This is a genomic window from Alkalihalobacillus bogoriensis ATCC BAA-922 (assembly GCF_000621445.1).
In the GTDB taxonomy this organism is placed as follows: domain Bacteria; phylum Bacillota; class Bacilli; order Bacillales; family Bacillaceae_F; genus Bacillus_AO; species Bacillus_AO bogoriense.
In genome coordinates, this window is sequence record NZ_JHYI01000012.1 from 75,285 (window position 1) to 93,140 (window position 17,856).

15 protein-coding genes are annotated in these 17,856 nt (G+C 37.1%); 2 read left to right on the top strand and 13 right to left on the bottom strand.

What is annotated here, in order from left to right; translation table 11 throughout:
* Window positions 1-13: 13 nt before the first annotated feature.
* The 8 genes from T323_RS0105270 to T323_RS26040 all read right to left on the bottom strand — a co-directional run bounded on the left by T323_RS0105270 (window position 14) and on the right by T323_RS26040 (window position 7,609).
* Window positions 14-877: a carbohydrate ABC transporter permease gene (locus T323_RS0105270; RefSeq protein ID WP_026672333.1), complete on the bottom strand. Its 864-nt coding sequence runs from the start codon at window positions 875-877 to the stop codon at window positions 14-16.
* Between the two features lie 93 nt (window positions 878-970).
* Complete coding sequence (locus T323_RS0105275) at window positions 971-2,281, bottom strand: ABC transporter substrate-binding protein (RefSeq protein ID WP_026672334.1); 1,311 nt, start codon at window positions 2,279-2,281, stop codon at window positions 971-973.
* Window positions 2,282-2,561: 280 nt separating this feature from the next.
* On the bottom strand, window positions 2,562-3,878 hold the full coding sequence (locus tag T323_RS0105280; protein ID WP_026672335.1) for a peptidoglycan DD-metalloendopeptidase family protein: 1,317 nt from the start codon (window positions 3,876-3,878) through the stop codon (window positions 2,562-2,564).
* Window positions 3,879-3,896: 18 nt separating this feature from the next.
* Window positions 3,897-4,790 carry a permease-like cell division protein FtsX gene (gene ftsX / locus T323_RS0105285; protein WP_026672336.1) on the bottom strand — a complete coding sequence of 298 codons (894 nt, stop codon included), beginning with the start codon at window positions 4,788-4,790 and terminating at the stop codon, window positions 3,897-3,899.
* Complete coding sequence (gene ftsE, locus T323_RS0105290; RefSeq protein ID WP_026672337.1) at window positions 4,780-5,466, bottom strand: cell division ATP-binding protein FtsE; 687 nt, start codon at window positions 5,464-5,466, stop codon at window positions 4,780-4,782. Before ftsE ends, ftsX begins: the two co-directional genes overlap by 11 nt.
* A gap of 389 nt (window positions 5,467-5,855) precedes the next feature.
* On the bottom strand, window positions 5,856-6,218 hold the full coding sequence (locus T323_RS0105295; protein WP_026672338.1) for a c-type cytochrome: 363 nt from the start codon (window positions 6,216-6,218) through the stop codon (window positions 5,856-5,858).
* A gap of 52 nt (window positions 6,219-6,270) precedes the next feature.
* Window positions 6,271-7,137: a YitT family protein gene (locus T323_RS0105300; RefSeq protein ID WP_026672339.1), complete on the bottom strand. Its 867-nt coding sequence runs from the start codon at window positions 7,135-7,137 to the stop codon at window positions 6,271-6,273.
* Between the two features lie 250 nt (window positions 7,138-7,387).
* The gene (locus tag T323_RS26040; protein WP_035177816.1) at window positions 7,388-7,609 is read right to left on the bottom strand and encodes an aspartyl-phosphate phosphatase Spo0E family protein; all 222 of its coding nucleotides are present in this window, start codon (window positions 7,607-7,609) and stop codon (window positions 7,388-7,390) included.
* 260 nt (window positions 7,610-7,869) lie between these two features.
* Here T323_RS26040 and T323_RS0105310 point away from each other — a divergent pair, with 260 nt between their 5' ends.
* A complete protein-coding gene (locus tag T323_RS0105310; protein ID WP_026672340.1) occupies window positions 7,870-9,210 on the top strand; it encodes a helix-turn-helix domain-containing protein in 1,341 nt (446 codons plus the stop codon).
* Window positions 9,211-9,294: 84 nt separating this feature from the next.
* Here the strand turns inward: T323_RS0105310 and T323_RS0105315 are convergent, their stop codons facing one another.
* The 5 genes from T323_RS0105315 to secA all read right to left on the bottom strand — a co-directional run bounded on the left by T323_RS0105315 (window position 9,295) and on the right by secA (window position 16,417).
* Entirely contained in the window at window positions 9,295-11,514 is a 2,220-nt protein-coding gene (locus T323_RS0105315; protein WP_026672341.1) for an MSCRAMM family protein, read from the bottom strand.
* Between the two features lie 55 nt (window positions 11,515-11,569).
* On the bottom strand, window positions 11,570-11,890 hold the full coding sequence (locus T323_RS0105320) for a hypothetical protein (RefSeq protein ID WP_026672342.1): 321 nt from the start codon (window positions 11,888-11,890) through the stop codon (window positions 11,570-11,572).
* Window positions 11,880-12,425 (bottom strand): RNA polymerase sigma factor, encoded by a 546-nt coding sequence (locus T323_RS0105325; RefSeq protein ID WP_035177819.1) that lies wholly within the window; start codon window positions 12,423-12,425, stop codon window positions 11,880-11,882. Before T323_RS0105325 ends, T323_RS0105320 begins: the two co-directional genes overlap by 11 nt.
* 288 nt (window positions 12,426-12,713) lie before the next feature.
* Window positions 12,714-13,815, bottom strand: a protein-coding gene (prfB, locus tag T323_RS0105330; protein ID WP_156942398.1) for a peptide chain release factor 2 whose coding sequence is annotated in 2 segments (ribosomal slippage) — window positions 12,714-13,742 and window positions 13,744-13,815 — 1,101 coding nt in all. Because the reading frame shifts where the segments join, the coding sequence is not laid out codon by codon here.
* Between the two features lie 85 nt (window positions 13,816-13,900).
* Window positions 13,901-16,417: a preprotein translocase subunit SecA gene (gene secA, locus T323_RS0105335; protein ID WP_026672345.1), complete on the bottom strand. Its 2,517-nt coding sequence runs from the start codon at window positions 16,415-16,417 to the stop codon at window positions 13,901-13,903.
* 285 nt (window positions 16,418-16,702) lie between these two features.
* Between secA and T323_RS0105340 the strand changes: the two genes are divergently transcribed.
* Window positions 16,703-17,854: an AimR family lysis-lysogeny pheromone receptor gene (locus T323_RS0105340; protein WP_026672346.1), complete on the top strand. Its 1,152-nt coding sequence runs from the start codon at window positions 16,703-16,705 to the stop codon at window positions 17,852-17,854.
* Window positions 17,855-17,856 lie beyond the last annotated feature (2 nt).

Consider the following 17,856-nt stretch of genomic DNA (forward strand, 5'->3'; position numbering starts at 1 on the left):
CTCACCTCTTTCCTTAATACGTAACTTCATCTTTTTTCAATAATTTATTTGTTAAAAATGCGAGGAGTAGCCCAAGCATGACTATAAGCACAGCCAATGTAGCACCATATCCAATTGCCGAATCTGTAAACGCTTTTTGATACATGTATGTTCCTAACACTTCAGACGAACGAGCTGGTCCACCTTTTGTAATAATATACACTAACTCAAACACTTTAAGAGCACCTGTAATCGCCAAAATCATACATGTTTTAATATCGCCCCATATAAGGGGAATTGTGATTTTTAATGTCCGTTGAATCCCAGTAATTCCTTCTAGTTTAGCCGCTTCATAAAAATCATCAGGTATTTTTGCGATCGCTGTAAGCAAAATGACAAAATAAAACCCTACATATTGCCAAACAGTTGGAATGGCCACCATAATAAGAGACGATTGTTCTGTTAGCCATAACACACGCTCAAAACCTAAACTCGTTAACATCGCATTTAATAATCCATTGTTGTAATTATAAATCAAAGTGAAAAGCAACCCGATAGCGGCACCTGAAATAACAACCGGGAAGAAAAAACTCGTCCGGTAAAAACGACTACCGAAACGAATCGAATCAACCATAACAGCTAATATTAATCCAAGTCCCACTTGAAAAACTACCGCATACAACATAATTTCTAATGTATTCAACGTCGCGATTCGAACAACTTCATCATTGTACATCCGAATATAGTTATCAATTCCAATAAAAGTAGAATTAAAAAATCCATCTGTTTTATAAAAACTTTGTCTTATATTTTCAAAGAAAGGATAATATAAAAAAACCGAGGTTATAAGGAGAGCTGGAAATAAAAACAATGGAATGATGAGTTTATCACTTTTCATAGTAAGCTCCTTTCCCTTCATATTTGATAAATAAAAGGGGCTTTGCCGCTAAAAAGTGCGGCAAAGCGACCGTATTGTCTTGCTCATTTTTACTTATTCTAGCGCTGCAGCTTCTTCCACTACTTTTTCACCCGTTTTATTTCCATTCACAATTTGAGCCACATTCGTTCTCATATGTGTAAATGCTTCTGGAGTAATACGAGAATCAATTGGCATCGTTAAAGACGTAGCGTTTGCTACTAACTGGTGACCCGCTAATAGTTTCGGGTGAATATCACTTACCGTTCCTGCTGCTGGTACTCCACCATTTGCTTCAGCAACTTCAATAACCGATTGTTCAGACGTTAAATGCTTTAATAACGCAATTGCTGTTTCTGCCTTGGCTGTATCTTCCATAGCATTTGTGCTTAAGTAATATCCAGAAGAAAATCCTCCTACTAAATCACCATATGTTGCATCGTTCCCGAATACAGGGAAAGGAAGAACCGTTACATTTTCACGAACATCTTCTTCAATTCCACCCCAAGCCCAAGAACCTTCAACCATCATTGCTGCTTGTTCTTGTTGGAATAAATTTTGTGCCATTGGTAAATCAATCGTTCCTGCATCAACAGGGAATGCTCCCATTTCAGCATGTTTGCCAATCATGTCTAACCCTTCTGCCCAAGATGGATCATTATCCGCTAACACTTTTGAATATCCTGGCTCACCACCAGCAGCTAAAATATAATGTTCTACTAAGTAATAAGACTCTTCATATGAACCTGCAAGAGGGACAATGTCTGTGTCTGCAAAACCTTGAATAGCAGCTTCAAAATGATCCCAAGTTGTCGGTAATTCTAAACCTTGTTCTTCAAATAATTTTTCATTAACAAACAAAGCTTCATAAAAACCTGTTAAAGGAATCGCATAAATATTTCCGTCTCCAGTTTTCATTTGTTCTAAAGCCGCTTCACTAAACGACCCTTTCCAAGCTGAATCTTCTTCTAGCAAACTATTAAGTGGTGCAACTAAGCCAGCATCAATAATTGGTTGAGCGTCAACACCTGTGAAATAAAAAGTGATATCTGGAGCGTTGTTCGATGTAAAGTCTGTATTTACTTTCGTACGGAACTCATCTCCAGCTGTCATCGATTCATTTACAATGGTGACATGTGGATTTTCTGCTTCAAACGCATCCAATTGCGCTTGTAATACATCAGTAGCTGGGTCTGTTCCCCCAAACATCGTAACGATTCGAAGCTGTACTGGATCTTTTGTAGCTTCTTTTTGCTCTTCCGTTTTTTCTGAGTCATTTGGTGTTTCCTCATCAGTATTTGTCGACTCTCCTCCACAAGCAGCTAAGAACAGAAGCAATGCCATTGACATAAGTAACAATACTACCTTTAACCCTTTTTTCTTCATTATTATCCCCCTTATCATGTCATACCTATCTCGAACTTGTCATGTTGTCTATACCAATATTATAATAGATGTAGACCTTCGTCAATACGTTTTTTGGAAAATTTATCTTATGTCATAAAAACAATGTAAGCTAATATAACAATATTTGAAAACGCTTTACTTTTTTTGAAAGGATAGCCTTACCTTTTTTTATAGTGGTATGGACATATAGAGAAAAGTCCAAGTGTGAATGTAAAAAACACCCCAAGTCGTAAATGACTTAGGGTGTTTTAAATAAGTGTTAGTTCAAATAGTTTGCTGGATTGACCGCACTGCTTGCACCACGGTATCCACCAGGATGAACTTCAAAATGCAAATGAGGACCTGTTGCTGTTCCTGTTGCTCCCATAGTTCCAATTTGTTGTCCGCGACTAACAGAATCACCGGATGACACATGGATGCTATTTAAATGAGCATATAACGTCGTTACTGATTTCCCGTTTACAACGTGAGAGATCATAACTGTGTTACCAAAGCTTCTACGATACTCAGCGACAATGACCGTACCTGCTTCTGCTGCTACAATCGGCGTACCTGTACTATTCGCAATGTCCATTCCCGCATGTAAACGTTGGCCACCATATACTGGATGAGTTCTCATCCCAAATGGTGAAGAGACTCGTCCACTTGCAGGACGTTGGAATGTCCCACTTGTAGCTGCGGGTGTTTCTCCAGTAGAACCATTATTATTGTTTGAACCACCGTTCCCACTACCACTACCACTACCACGGCTTGACAATTCTTGTTGTTGGCGTTGGCGCTCTAGTTCTGCTTGTCGTTCACGCTCTTGCCATGCAGCTAACTCTTTTTTTGCAGCTTGTTCTTGTAAGCGAAGAATTTCATCCATGCCTTCTAGTTCACCTAAATCAGCGTGTAAATCTTCTCCAAGAACAATCAATTGATTCATTTTTTTATCTTTTTCTTTTTTCTGTGCTTCTAGCTTTTCCATTAACTCTTCAAGTTGTAGAAGTTTTTCTTCTAGTTTAGCAAGCTGCTCTTCTACTAATGCTTTTGTTTCTTCTAATTGTAATTGGTCAGCAATATGAGCATCTAGAATGTTACGGTCTTGTTGAGCAATCATGGATAATGCACTAACACGATCTAAGAAGTCTCCGAAACTTTTCGAGCCTAAAATAACTTCGAGATAACTAATAGACCCTCCATTTTGGTACATCGAACGAGCACGCTCTTTTAATAGCTCGTCCCGCTCTGCAATCCGCTCTTCTAGTATTTTAATTTCTTCTTCTAATTGTTTAATATGTTCAGAAACTTCTTCAATTTCTTCATTTTTTTCTTCGATTTTTTCATTTGTATCCGCTACTTCATGGTCGAGCTTTTCAATTTCAGCTCGTACTTGTTGTTGTTCTTCTTCCACTTTTGCTAGTTCTGCTTCTTTTTGGGCAGCTTCTTTTTTCGTTTCTTCTCGTTCACTTTGAATATCCTGAATTTGCTTTTGAAGTTCACTATTGGCAAATGCGATTTGATATCCTGATGTCGGTAAAATCGTTCCTACTGCTACAGCTCCAGCTACAACAACAAGTGACAGTTTGCGCCTCATTTAAAAATCCTCCTCTTGTTACACCTTCAAAAATTTTCTAACACTCATCAAACTTCCCCAAACACCTATAAATGCACCAATGACTAGTAATAGTGCCCCAACTTGGTAAACCATTGGAAATACTGGTACTAGCTCGAAAAACATAATTTCTATTCTTTCACTAAAGTTTTCATAAATATAAGAATACCCTATTGCTATAATAATGATCGGGATTAGTGCTCCAATGGTTCCTAGCAATAATCCTTCTATAAAAAACGGCCATCTTATAAAACCGTTTGTTGCCCCAACTAGTTTCATAATTTGAATTTCTCGTTTTCTAGCAACAATCGTTAACTTTATCGTGTTTGCAATTAAAAACATCGCAGTAAACATCATGGCTATCACAAGAATTAAACCAATATTTCGGACTAAATCTGTTACCGCAAATAGACGGTCAACAACGTCTTTACCATAATTTATCGATTCAACATGAGGTAATTCAGTAATTTTATTGGCAACAGCTTCCGTTAATTGAGGTGTCGTTGCACGTACAACAAAAGCATCATTAAAAGGGTTTTCTCCTCGTAACCCTTCAAATACTTCGCCCATGTCATCCATACTTTCAATAAACTGTTCGAGACCTTCTTCTCGAGATACGTACTCAACACTGTCAACATGTTCGAGTTGCTCTAGTAAACTTTGTAATTCTTCTTGTTGCTCTTCATTTGCGGTTAAATCAACATGAACCCGAATTTCTACATCATCCTCTACTAAAGAAGCAATGTGGTTCATGTTCATAATTAATAGTAGAAAAACCCCTACAATTAGCAGTAAAATCGACACTGCACTTATGGATGCAAATGTCATCCATCCGTTTCGAATTAAATTTTTTGCTCCTTCTTTCCCATGTCGCTTGAGGGTTCTAAATTTCATAACCATAGTTCCCCCTCACTTCATCACGTACAACTCGTCCGTCTTCAATCGCAATGACTCGTCTTCGAATCGTGTTTACAATTTCTTTGTTGTGAGTCGCCATTAAAACCGTTGTGCCTCGATTGTTTATTTCTTCTAAGGTGTCCATAATTTCCCAAGATGTGTCTGGGTCAAGGTTTCCTGTAGGCTCGTCCGCAATTAAAACTGCTGGATTGTTTACAATAGCTCGAGCAATCGCCACTCGCTGTTGCTCTCCTCCTGATAGTTCACCAGGTAAAAACCGAGCTTTGTTTTTTAGTTTAACAATATCTAAAACAGCCATTACTCTTTTCTTAATGACAGCAGGGCTTTCTTCTATTACTTCTAATGCAAATGCTACATTTTCAAAAACAGTTAACTGGTGTAGTAATTTAAAATCCTGGAACACAACCCCAATTTGCCTACGTAAATATGGGATTTGCTTTTCTTTTAACGTTGTTAAGTCTGTCCCATTTATATGAATTTTCCCTTTTGTAGGTTTTTCTTCACGATACATCATTTTTATAAAAGTTGATTTCCCTGCTCCACTGGGACCAACTACATAAACAAACTCACCTTTCCCAATGGATATGTCGATTCCATTAATCGCCTTCATTCCATTCGGATATGTTTTCCAAACATCTTTCATGTCTATCACAGTATCACTTCCTATTTCCAGACATTTGCAAACAACAACAAAATGTTTACCTGTTTTATTATCGGGTATATGACCTATATAGTTTAGATTTAATTCAACATGACGAATGCAAATGTTGAGGATTCTTTGATGAACCGACAAAAGTGGCTAACGAAGTTTGTCGTACCTTGCACTTTTATTATTATAACATCATTAAATTTACAATGGCGTTGAATTTTATTACAATTTCATTTCAATTTCTGCAAATAATCCGTTCTTTTTTCACAATTCGTTGCATATAGATGTCGAAAGGGCTAATGCATTAAGGTTTCCCCTGTTTTTACAGTTTATATATAATCCAAAAAACCTACAGGAATTTTCCCGTAGGTTTCTTTTTTAGGTAAATGATACTATTGGTCAGCAATCCATGCCGCTAAGTTTTCTGCTTCTGGACCAGAGATTAACCCTTTTGGCATTGTACCTTGTCCGTGTTCAATAATGTAAAGAATTTCTTCCGCTGTGTATTTTCCGCCTGTTAACCCCGGCGTTGATCCTTGTCCTTCAAGGTTCCCACCATGACAGGAAATACAACCGCTAGCACGGTAATCTTCTTCTGCTTTTGCAGCATCATATGTAAGATCACCTGTTGTTTCGCCAGCTGGTGCTTCTGTTTCCGCTGGTGTTTCTTCAGCTGGAGCTGCATCATTTCCGGTACCACAGCCAGCTAGCATTAAAAATGAAACTCCAATGACAGCTAGAATTCTTTTTCGCATCGTCCTATCCCCTTTTCGCTTGGAATAATTTTCTTTTGCTATTATACAATAGCTACTGAATTTTGAAACCCTCACCAAGTACCTCTGTGGCATTTGCAACAATGACAAACGCCTTTGGATCAGCTGTTTTCACTACTTGTTTCAATTTTGTGACTTCGCGTTGGTGAACGACACACATAAGCACTGGTCGTTCTTCATCTGTGTAGCCACCATAGCCTGACAGCTTTGTCACACCGCGATCAATGTCAGTTAAAATCGAACGCTTTACAGTGTCTTGTTGATCTGAGATGATGAGAGCTATCTTTGAATAGCCTACCCCCATTTGTACTAAATCAATCGTTTTTCCTGTAACAAAAAGGGCAATTAATGCATACAGTGCCAATTCAATGGAGAAAACAAACGCAGACGTTAAAACGATCATTCCATCAATAATAAATACACAAGCTCCTAACGAAATGCCGGTATATTTATGAACAATTTGCGCGGCTAAATCTGTCCCACCTGTACTTCCATTCGCGCGAAACGCTAACCCAAGCCCTATACCAACTCCAATTCCACCAAACAAAGCACCAAGTAATGGATCCGATGTAGCTGGTTCAATATGACGCGTTAAAAATACAACAAATGGAATAAAAGCCGTTCCGACAAGTGTTTTCATTCCATATTTCATGCCACCAAGTAGCAGCATCCCTAATATAAACAACGGTATATTAAACGCCCACTGTGTAAAGGCCGGTTCAATTCCAAACACATCATACACAATCGTACTTATCCCACTAACCCCACCTGATGCAATCCGGTTCGGTAATAAAAACAAATTAAACGCGACTGCCACAAAAGCAGAACCAAGTAAAATGTAAGAATAGTCCATTGCCGTTTGAAGCCAAGGCTGAACTGGCTTTGCTTTTCTCTTTGTCATCATCATTACACACACTCTTTCCGTTTTTTTTTGGGGTGTCTGACACCCCAAAAAGACATTTTCCACCAATCGTCCTCTCCAGACGGACACTTTTCTACTTTATCATAAATAACCTAAAAGTTTCCCTTTTAGGTTACATAAATTTAAATATAATATTACAAATTTACAAAAGCACTTCACACTTTCTGTGTGTGCAAACGATTGTTTTAGTTTCTAAAATTTTAAAAGCAAAGTTTCGAATAACATAAAATTATTCATAGAGGTTTAATTCATTTAAAAGACGGTCTAGCTCCATACTAACTTTTAACGTCCTTGGGTGTGTGAAACCTAATTCCATTCCGCACATAATCATTTCTTTTCTTTTTTCTTCTATTATAATAAGAAGATTCTCTTCTTCTTTATAGTCATCCATGATGTACTTACCTTTATACTCAATACTTTTGATTATTAGGTCTACGTAACTAACTGACATATCTCCACCCCTATTTTGCAATAATGGAACAAGGTGAATTTTTTAAGCACTCTCGATCCAAAACTTTATATCTATTACTTTTATAGTTAATTTTCCATTTTTATTTAATTATAGGTAAATTATATCAATGGAAATGAAAATTTCAACTAATATCTATAAATGTTCACAATGAAATTTTCATTTATTACTTATTATGTACTATATATTCTTTTTATAGTATAATTTACCTAGAAGTGATGCTTTTATATAGGGAGAATGACATGGAAAAACAAGTGGCTATCGGCAGAAAAATTCGAAGATTAAGAAAACAAAAAGGGCTTACCTTAGGTGAATTAGCTGAAGGAATTTGTTCCATCGGTAAAATGAGTAATATTGAAAATGAGCTATCCACTGTAAGCGATGAGGATTTAAATAAAATATGCGAAAAATTAAGCTTACCTTTTGGATATTTTCACGATCCAAATATTAGTGAAAAAGTCGCAGAGCTTGATTATTTACAATATAGACTATTAAGTTTGTTACAGCTAAATCAAAAAAAAGATTGTAAAGATGAGTTACGCACCTTTTTCCTTAAAATTGAGGAGTATGGAGTCCAAAGTAAACTTATTGAGTACGATTATCTTTGTGGACTTTACCAAATAAAAGAAAAAAATTGTGGGCTAGCCAAAGAAGATTTCTTAAAAGTAGTTCAAGAATATGAATTAAATGAGATGAATGTACAAACAAAACTTAAATCGTGTAATGCACTTGCATTTATTTACTTTACAGAAAAACAAATGGAACAATGTGTGAAAATTTTAGAAAAAGGAATTGTATTATCGGAAAGCTTAAAAAAATCGGTTATAACTGAACGAGAGATATTATCGTATAATTTGGCTATCGTTTATTTATACATTGGGATTAACCATCGCTCACTGCAATCTTTACATAAAATTAAATCAGACTATATTACAGAGCAAGAAAAAACATATTTAAAGTTGCTTGCTCGTTTTATGGGGACCGATGAAAATAACTCCATCCAACGTGAGTTACTTCAACTCCAAAGTGTCGTGGCAAATGACACCCCCCAATGTATAATGAAAACATGGGCTCTGATGATTTATAGTGTCATGAAAGTAAATCCAACACCACAATTTAGAGAAAAGATTACTGATAGCTTCAAAAAAGATGTAGCAATTTTAAGTACAATGTATGACCATGCAAAAGAAGTCTTAGCATTATTTCATTTTGCATTATATATATCCATTGATTCCAAACAAGAAGCAGCGTTACACGAGCTCTTGTTACAACAATCAATGAATTTACTAAAGTATGTAAAAGATGAAAACATCATTCAAGCTCGAAATTTATATTTACGAAGCTTAGTTGAATTACGTCAACATAATAATAAAACGAAGGCACTATCTCTGTTGTACGACGCATTAAACATGATTCAACATACCGATGAAGTATTAGTTGCTGAAATTATTTATGAAATTACTCAACTCAATGGAACTAGCAGTATAGAAGCAACCGCCCTTGCCAAATATCATCAACACCTTCAACCACAATTCAAGTTTTTACACTTTTATGACTTACTTCTGCCACCGTTGAAGTATTAGGGGTGACTGACACCTCAAAAAGACATTGTCCACCTGAAACGGACACACCTAGCACATAAAAAAGCCCCCTCGAGGGCTTTTTTATTATTCGATTAATTGGCGGAGGAATGCTTTATTGTGTTTTGATGAAATCGTCGGTAGTAATGCTTCTGCTTGTACCCAACCTTCATTGAAGTACACTTCAATGAAATGTTTCATGTCAGCATCATACGAAATCGGTTCAAGTACTGCTTCCCAGTTTTTATGAACATCATAGTTTCCTTTATATTCTTTCACTATATCGATAATCTCGTTTTTATCGGTCCCAGCATATAATTCGAATGCAAGAACATCCCCGACATAATAACTCAAATCATCTTTATCTCTATAATGAAACCATTTTCTCGCCTCTTCCATTTCTCCTAACTGAAATAGTGCTTTGGCAAACCGGTTTACTTCATACATGTCGATACTTTCATTTCTGTTTTTCATGAGTTCCTCATATTTGTGAAACCATTGTATATAGTCTTCAACCTTCCCTTCTCTTCGGAGATGAGCAAGTACATTCATGAATACGTTTGGTTCTTCCGTGGCTAGTGCCAACTCTTTTAATGCTGTCCCATACATTTCACTCTCCACATTCCCTTCAACAACATATGGTGTGAGCATTGTTTGCATCGCCAACGCGTAAACATTACGATTGTCAGCTTCATAATCATCTTTATACAACTCATAAGCTTCTTTTAACTTTCCTTTCAAAAACAGTTCATCTGCTTTTGTTTTTTCTAGCTCAAATGAAAATGTTGGTAAATTCCCCATCGTTTCTTTTGATAAGCGATAACCATGACTACTTGAAAGGTGACTCCCATTATCTTTGTAAGCTTCCACTGACCAAGATAACTCGACATCACTGTTCAAGAATCTCTTATAAAAATCCAAATCAGGATAAGAATTATCATCCTCTACCGTTATTGAAGTAAAAAACATTTCCCTCCATTCCTCTATTCCAATAATTAAGTTATTCGCTTCCACATCACCATAATAAAAGCTCATGCCTACACCATCAAAATTCACACCAAAGTAAATTTTATAATAATCCGCTCCTTCAACGGGTTCCCATTTAAAATTCAAATCCTCTTTATCAAGAGCTTCCCCGTTAACAGGAGAAAACAAGTCAATTAATTTGGTGAATTCTATCGCTACCTCTGTTTCCTCACCTGTCTCAACAGTGATAACTTCCTCTTGTAAATTAAGCAAACTGTAGCCATCGATATGATATTGTTCCAATCCAAAACCGAATCGATAGGAACCAGCAGCAACATTTTCTAATACAAACTCTCCACTATCATCTGTAACTGCATGCTGATCAAGAAAAGGGGTCGATTGGTGATAAGTCGTCCTTCCAGCTCCATGCAAATAAACATACACACCTTGCAACGGAGTCCCGTCCTCTCTTTTGATACTACCATTAATCATTCCTTTTTCACCTTGAACAGTTGTACCCATGTCTGCAAGTATCTTTTTCCAATCCATTACATTCGAATGAACCCAATCATCTGCTTCCACTTCATCCTGCACCCCATACTCTTGTCTTTGTTCCTTTTCCCCTTTTACCCAGCTAGCAATGAGCTCCTCTGCCTCTTCCAATTCTCCTTCTTGCGCTAGTGTGCGAATCATATAATTCATCCATTGCCAAGAAGGTTGATAACGATAGTCTTCATGGCTCATCCGTTCTTTTTCATATTCCTGAATCGCTAACAATTCATCTTTTGCTTTTTTATACTCTCCTTGTTTTATATAAACTTCCGGAAGTTTTAAAACCCATGGTTCACTATAAACATCATATCCACCTGGGAATAACTCTTCATTTTTTTGTTTAACAAACGAAATGGCTGCATCTGCTCCTTTTTTGTCATATATTAGCGAAGCAAATTTATCTAATGCGATTTCATAATTCCAATTGTTCGTTGGCGAGCTATTATCAAGGTAATAGAGCAAAAGTCGCTCACTCTCTTCATCGTTAATTTTTAACCCTGGACTACTGGATGAAATCACCATTGTAGGACCCATATAAAATTCATGTTCAAAATCAGACATCGATGCTAACACAAACTTTTCAATTAACCTTATCTTTCGAGATGTTGAATTCGCATTGTCAATTAGCTCCACTATGGCGTTAGTAGCATTCGGTTCTCCATTGGCAACCATCCGTTCGACTTTGTATTCTTTTAAACTTGGAACTACGATGAACAAAACAATCAAACTTATGAGAAAAAAACTAATGATGCCATATAAAAGATGTTTCCGTTTCATTCGAACTTTCATTCCTCTTCCCCCTCAACCAGAACATACATTCATGTACTTTTGTCCCAGGAAATATTTATTCAGAATTATTTGATTTCTTTTGTTTTTCCTTTAACATTTCACTCCAGTATGTACTTTCATACTGTTCGACTAACTGGCCTTTTTCCTCATATGTGAATAGATTAGCAAGTGGAAACACGAGTAATACACATGCCATAGATACAGCAACTGTAAATGGGACAAGGGGAATCGTGATTTCTTTTTCTAGCCAATTCTTGTATTTCTCAAATTTTGTTTTTGGGTGGGTCGACTGAATGACTTGTTCGGGTTTTGAAAACTCAAATCGTTTTAATTCATCGTCTAATCTTTTTTTTACGTCTTTTTGCTCATTGTTCATCTCGCATCCCCTCCAATCTTTCTTTTAGAAGCTTTCTTCCACGGGCTAAATGACTCTTTACCGTATTTTCGTTTGCTTGTAATAAAGAACTAATTTCTTTAATACTATACTCAGCAAAATAATACAAACTAATCACTTCACGATACCGATAATCTAACGCTAAAATATGGCTTGCTAACTCTTCATTTGCTTCTACCGATAATACAACCGTTTCGACATCCTCACTCGCAGCCCATTGCACTTCATCCTCAGCTTTTGATTTCAAAAAGATATGGCGGAAACTCCAACGGTTTTGGCGCTTGCGACATAAATTCATCGTAATTGATATTAACCAGCTTTTTAGCTTTTGGGCATCTTGTAAACTATGTATTTTTGTATACGCGGTAATAAATAAATCTTGAATAACATCATCTGCTTCATATCGATCTTTTAAAAGCAAATATGCAAGTCGATAACATTCATTGCTATAGATGGCCATCAATTCTCGCAATGCCGCTTCTTCTTTTTGTTTTAAGCGCTCGACCAATTCCTCCATTTTCACACTCCCGTTTTGTGCCCTATATAAGAGACCTCGCTCACCAAAGAACGGTTGCAAGATTTTTAATAAAAAATCTTTCGGACATACGTTCCGCTATGTGACGATATTTTAGATGTTTACTCCTTATTTTACAAGAATAGCGGAACAGATGTCCGCAACAAATCCAAATACTCGATAAAACAGCACATTAACGGAACACATGTCCGATAAATAGAACGCCAACAAAACACACCATACAGCACAAAAAAAGAAGCGACATCCTCTACTAAAGAATGTCGCTTCTTTTTATTTCATCATCGAACGAAGATACGCATCAATGAACGGGTCTAAATCACCATCCATGACGCCGTTTGTGTTTCCAATTTCATAGTTAGTTCGGTGGTCCTTCACCATACTATACGGATGGAACACATAAGATCGAATTTGACTTCCCCAGCCAATTTCTTTTTGTTCGCCACGAATTTCAGCTAATTCAGCTTGTTGCGCTTCAATTCGTTGCTGATACAATTTCGCCATTAACATTTTCATTGCTTGTTCGCGGTTTTTAATTTGGGAACGTTCACTTTGACATGTAACAACGGTATTTGTAGGAACATGGGTAATACGCACCGCAGAATCGGTCGTATTAATATGCTGACCGCCCGCTCCACTTGCACGGTACGTATCAATTTTTAATTCATCTGGTGTAACATCGATTTCCACATCATCGTCGAGCTCCGGCATTACTTCACAAGAGACAAACGATGTATGTCGCCGACCTGAAGAGTCGAACGGAGAAATTCGCACTAACCGATGGACGCCTTTTTCCGCTTTTAAATAACCATAGGCATTATGCCCTTTAATGAGCAATGTCACACTTTTGACACCTGCTTCATCACCAGGTAAATAATCAAGCGTTTCAACTTTATACCCTTTTTGCTCTGCCCATCTTGTATACATGCGCAGCAGCATTGATGCCCAATCTTGTGACTCTGTTCCACCTGCACCTGGGTGTAATTCTAATATCGCATTATTTTTATCATAAGGTTCACTTAACAGCATTTGTAATTCATATTCGTTTAACTCTTTTCCAAGCTGTTTCACACCTGCTTCAAGTTCAGTGAATAAACTTTCATCATCTTCTTCTTTAACGAGTTCATATGTCACTTCAATATCGTCATATGTTTCTTGCATCTCTTTATACGTATTGACCATTTCTTTTAGTCCATTTGTTTCATTGATGACTTTTTGCGCTTCATCTTGGTCATTCCAAAAGTCAGGGTCGCTCATTTTTTCTTCGAGCTCGGCAATCCGTTCCTCTTTGTTTTCTAAGTCAAAGAGACCCCCTAAAGTCCGCTAATCGCTTAGCCATCATTGTTAACTCTTGCTTGATTACTACTAAATCCATATTGTCACCTCGACGTTTATTTCCACACAGTATTTAGCGGATAAACAGGCAGACGGAATCTCCATCTGCCTTTCTTCATTTACTGTTATTGCCCACAACATTGCTTATATTTCTTCCCGCTTCCACACGGACAAGGGTCATTACGTCCCGCTGTTGCTTGAACGCGAATTGGTTGACGTTTCTTTTTCGGTTGACCTGCAGATGGACTTTGATGAACAGCTTTGCCTTCTGCTACCTCTTTACGTTCTAAGTTTTGCTCGACTTGAGCTTTCATAATGTACATCGACACTTCATCTTCAATGGATTCAATCATCGATTCAAACATTTCAAAGCCTTCAAACTTATATTCACGTAATGGGTCATTTTGTCCATACGCACGTAAATGAATTCCTTGGCGCAATTGATCCATCTGGTCAATATGATTCATCCACTTACGGTCAACGGTACGAAGCATAATAACTTTTTCAAACTCACGCATATGTTCAGGCGTAAATTGCTCTTCTTTTTTATTATAGTGCTCTTGCACTTTTTCAAAAATAACGTCAATCATTTCTTCTGGGTCAAGACCTTTTAATTCTTTCTCCGTTAACTCATCTTCATTTAGTAATGTTGATTTTAAATGAGTCACTAATCCCGCGATATCCCAATCCTCAGGCACTTCTGCTTGTGGTGTATGCAAGTTGACGTGACGAGTGATGGACGATTTAATCATCGCTTCTACAATCGTGCGTAAGTTTTCAGATGCTAGCACTTCCTCACGTTGTTTATAAATGATTTCACGTTGCTCTCTCATAACATCATCATATTGAAGGATTTGCTTACGTGCATCAAAGTTGTTTCCTTCCACACGTTTTTGCGCAGTTTCAACTGCACGCGACACTAGCTTACTTTCAATCGGTTGGTCTTCTTCCATACCAAGTCGTTCCATCATCGCTCTCATATTATCCGAACCGAAACGGCGCATTAATTCATCTTCCATCGATAAATAAAATTGCGATGAACCTGGGTCCCCTTGACGACCAGAACGACCACGCAACTGATTATCAATACGACGACTTTCATGACGCTCTGTGCCTAGGACATGTAACCCACCAAGTTCAATCACACCTTCACCTAGTTTAATATCTGTACCACGACCAGCCATATTTGTTGCAATCGTTACGGAACCACGATGACCGGCTTTTTCAATAATTTCTGCTTCACGCTCATGGTTTTTCGCATTTAAAACATGATGAGGCACTTTGCGCTTCTTCAACAACTCAGAAACAAGTTCAGACGTTTCTACACTCACTGTACCAACTAAAACCGGTTGTCCTTTTTTATTCAACTCTTCAATTTCATTCACAACCGCATTAAACTTCGCCTTCATCGTTTTGAAAATTAAATCCGGACGGTCATCACGAGCAATCGGTTTATTTGTCGGAACCGACATAACATCCATTCCATAAATGTTGCGGAATTCTTCTTCCTCTGTTTTTGCTGTCCCTGTCATCCCCGCGATTTTATGGTACATACGGAAATAGTTTTGGAATGTAATCGAAGCAAGTGTCATGCTTTCACGTTGAATTTGCATTCCTTCCTTCGCTTCAATTGCTTGGTGGAGCCCATCACTATAGCGACGACCTTTCATTAAACGACCTGTAAATTGGTCGACAATAACAATTTCCCCGTCTTCCACAACATAGTCAGCATCGCGATGCATCGCCACATGGGCTTTTAATGCTTGCGTAATATGATGGTTTAACGACACATATTTTTGGTCATATAAATTATCAATATTAAAGCCACGTTCTGCTTTATTAACACCTTCTTCGGTTAATTGCACGTTCTTTGTTTTCTCATCGTACGTGTAATCTTCTTCTTTTTTCAACATACGAACAAACGCATTTGCCTGTTGATATAATTGTGTCGAACGCTCAACAGAACCCGAGATGATTAATGGCGTTCTCGCTTCATCAATTAAAATCGAGTCCACCTCATCAATAACAGCAAAATGCAATGAACGTTGAACCATTTGATGCTTGTACAACACCATGTTGTCACGCAAATAGTCAAATCCGAACTCATTATTTGTTCCGTACGTAATATCCGCACTATATGCTTCTTTCTTTTCTTCTTTTGATAGCTCATTTAAGTTCAAGCCAACCGTTAACCCAAGAAACTTATAGAGTTCACCCATAATTTCACAGTCACGACGAGCAAGATATTCATTGACTGTTACAACGTGAACTCCTTTTCCTGTTAATGCGTTTAAATACACAGGCATTGTCGCAACGAGTGTTTTCCCTTCCCCTGTTTTCATCTCGGCGATATTTCCATGATGCAAAACAATCGCTCCAAGAATTTGCACAGGGTATGGGGTCATTTTCAACACACGAGTAGAGCCTTCACGAACAACCGCAAATGCTTCTGGTAATAGTTTATCGAGTTTTTCACCATTGGCGATACGCTCTTTAAATTCCGCTGTCTTTTGACGAAGTCCATCATCCGAAAGTTTCTTCATGTCATCAGCGTATGACTCAACTTGTTCAACTGTTTTTTGATATTTCTTTAATTGCTTTTGACTCGGATCCCCAATTACTTTTTTTAATAATCCAATCATGCAGCCCTCGTCCTCTCTATTTTTACATTCATCGAAAACTTAGCTTAACCTTTCAATCGGTTTACATTGAACGCACCATAGTTCCCGTCAGAAACTTTACCCCTAATTTTAACAGTTTGAGCGCTCTGTTACAAGAAGCGGAATTCATAGTCCATAATAATCGAAAATCCAACAAGATTTCTCACAATTCAGGCATTTTTTAGGAGAATATATTCTCCTTTTTTCGATAGTTTATGATAAAATAAAGCCAATTCAATCATTATCCTACAAAAGGAGTTGAGCTTTGTGTCAAATATACGGAGTTTATTATCACAAGAGCTTCACACCAATCCATCATTGTATGTAAAGATTTCGGAAATTTCAGGATTTACACAAGAAAAAATCAATTCCTTCCTAACAAATGAAACTGTCTTTTTAGACTTTGGAAAGTTAATAGACGTTATAGATACTTTTTTCCCAGAACAGGCTGACGATCTCATTAACCAATACATAAGAGCATTAAATGTAAACCATCCCACAGCTCAACAAGTACTCGAATATGTGTTTATTAATCGATTGGATTATAGTTTCCCTTTTCTCTATCGAATGATGGGGGCTAGTAATGAGGAAAATCAAAACTTTGCCTCTATTTACAAATTCCATTATGAAAATTACGCAAAACCATTCAAATATGACTTTCATGAAACAAAAAGTTCCCCTACGTTACACGCGTTTAAAACGATTATGGAGACCTATTCGTTATACAAACAAGATGAAGTCCCTACACTCATTCGAAAAAAAGAATATGTAGAATATACAATTAACAGTTTCGTGGAAGATGAATTTATTCGGAACTATTACCTCCTCCACCATTACCGCGTGTTAATGGGGATTATGCTTGACCAAAACGAAATTCAAGAATGCCGAAGAATGGCCAATGAAATCCTCCATTTTCAGAAAAGAGTAAGTTTGAATTTTGCAAATAACGCTTATCATTGTCTAGGTATTTCGTATTTATTCGAGGATTATGACAAAGGCATTTATTATTTAAAGAAAACACAAGACTTATACCGAAAGATGCCCCATTTTCCTGATAGTGATATTCATAGCTCCATTAACCTTCACCAAATTTTATGGAGGCGTGAACCAGAAGAATTACGTCCGACTAGTAAAAAGACAGAAGACAAGCACGATATCGTCCTATACTATATATCCAAAAACGAATTTATTGCTGCAGAAGAGATTATGTGTAATATAGAAGAATCGACATTATCCCAACGTGATAGCGCCTTTCACTTTTATTATAAAGGTATCCTAGAAGATAACTCCGACCATCTTTACAAATCAATTATGCTATTTAAACAAATCGGAAATAAGTTTTATATTCAATTACCTATTAATGAATTAAAGAAAAAAGGAATGAACCCGATTTTACTAGACACTCTTTTAATCAATTAATA